Here is a 2008-nt window from a genome sequence, read left to right on the forward strand (position 1 = left end):
GGCCCCCCAAATCCGCCCAAAAACCCACAAAACCGAGCTCCTTGGCCCGCCCCCCCCCCCCCAAAAAAACCCCGCGGGGGCGGGGCGGCGGCCGCGCGAAGCGGTCATCTTGTCAAGCGATTTCGACGTTCAATCGTAAAAAAATCGACAGGCTTAAGTCCGGTAGATTGCGGTCAAGCCCCTGGCGATAAGTGCCACAATGCTGACCGCATTTCTTATGATCGTGATGGTAGTGATCGTGACATTTCTTCTTACTGCGCGATACGCCCGTAAGGAAACTGTTTCCGGGCAGATCACGCCCAGCGCGGGATCATTCAAAATCGTCTCGCAGCTTAATGGGATCGCCGAACGTGTGCTGGTCAGCGAAGGTCAGCATGTAAAGGTTGGCCAGGAACTGATAGCAATCTCGGCTAATCCCGTTCTTGAAAGTGGCGATACTCTCGTCGCCAGCCTGAAGTCCATTCAAGCGATTCAGCGACGAGCTCAAGAAATGAACGCGAATGCTCGGGCGCAGCAGTTAGCGATGCAAATTGAAGAATTCACCGCCCGCCGAGACGGGTTGAGTGTTGACCTCGCACGGCAGGGTATCTCCAGAAAAATCCTCGAAGAACGCAGACTCCTGCAGGCCAAGAACGTAAGCGCCAACCAAAAATTGCTCGATGCGGGAATGCTGTCAGCCGCCGCCAGCCGACAGCATGACGATGCCTACTTGGCCGTGCAGCATGAGATTGCTCAGGCTGAGCGCGAAACAGAATTGCAGCGGAGCCAGCTCGCCCAAGTGAGCGCCCAAATCGGAAGGTTGCACGCCGAGGCCAACCTGGCGAGATCAGAGGCGACGAACCTCAAGGCCCAGCTGGATGAGCGCGAGGTGAGTCTTGAGGCCCAGCATACAGGTCGCCTAATTTCCCCGATCGACGGCATCGTTACCGCCTTGCAGCCGCGCCCTGGCACAAGCGTCACTCCGGGACAAACCCTGGCCGTGATCATTCCCGCAACAGCCGCCGCATCAGACAGCCAGCTCGAAGTCGAATTGTGGGCGCCGTCCAGGTCCGTGGGGTTCGTGCATCCAGGGGCGAAGGTGCGCATCATGTACGACGCGTTCCCTTACCAGACCTTCGGCATGGGGCAAGGGGTCGTTCGGGAAGTGTCGGGAACGCCACTCTTGCCGGGGGAGCTGCCAGTTCCCGGCGCCGGAAACGAACAGCTTTTTCGGATTCGTGTCTCGCTTTCTCAGCCAACCATTGCTGCCTACGGGAGAGATTGGCGTCTGGTTTCCGGCATGAGGCTAAGTGCCGACCTAATTTTGGAAGAGCAGACCCTATTTGAATGGTTACTCGAACCACTTAGAGCAATGAAGAAGCGAGCTATTTGAACGGAGACGAAATTGAAACTTCCGGGAAAACTGTACTCCCCTATCGCATGGGAAAGTTTGGATGTAATGCTGCGCGAAAAAGTTCAGAGAACTCAAGAACTTTTACACGCCAGCCTAGCTTATGGTCAACCTACTTATGAACAGCTTTCACAGTTTTTTTTCAACTCTTCTGAGAAAATCAACGTGAGAAGCGAAATAGTAGAGGTTGTCAAGCGTAGAGCGAAAAGAAGTTTGAGCATGACTCAGGAAATTGCATGCTTTGGAAAAGCCATGCGCGAACGAGTTATATCGAAAGGTGATTCGGTATATCAGGCGGGCTCAAACGTCCGCCAGCTACTCTTTGCAAAACAAGAACCTCCTCGAACTATCGAGCCAATTGCAAAACGATTTTTCCGAACTGGCCGACATCAGGAGAGCACGATTTTTCGTAACTGTTCAGCCCCTATGAAGGGATATCAGAAACCTGAAAATTTTTCTTAAAAGACGTGCAAAAACGGTAACTGTTTAGCCGGCCCAATGCCGTTTTGAGTGGAAGTTGACTTCGGCTACCATATCGGCTACCGCTGTGAATGTCTGCGCCTTGCGGCGCTTGTCGATGTCCGGTCCGGAGCAGGGTCAAGGGCGGGCGGCGCGAAG

The 2008-nt window shown here is 54.3% G+C and carries 2 protein-coding genes; both read left to right on the plus strand.

Going from position 1 to position 2008, the window contains the following annotated elements:
• Positions 1–199 precede the first annotated feature (199 nt).
• A complete protein-coding gene (locus F1735_RS33235; protein WP_167241231.1) occupies positions 200–1372 on the plus strand; it encodes an HlyD family secretion protein in 1173 nt (390 codons plus the stop codon).
• A gap of 12 nt (positions 1373–1384) precedes the next feature.
• Positions 1385–1852: a hypothetical protein gene (locus tag F1735_RS33240; protein ID WP_167241233.1), complete on the plus strand. Its 468-nt coding sequence runs from the start codon at positions 1385–1387 to the stop codon at positions 1850–1852.
• The last annotated feature ends 156 nt before the right edge of the window (positions 1853–2008 follow it).

The sequence above is a fragment of the Massilia genomosp. 1 genome (genome assembly GCF_011682185.1).
In the GTDB taxonomy this organism is placed as follows: Bacteria; Pseudomonadota; Gammaproteobacteria; order Burkholderiales; family Burkholderiaceae_D; genus Telluria_A; species Telluria_A rubra.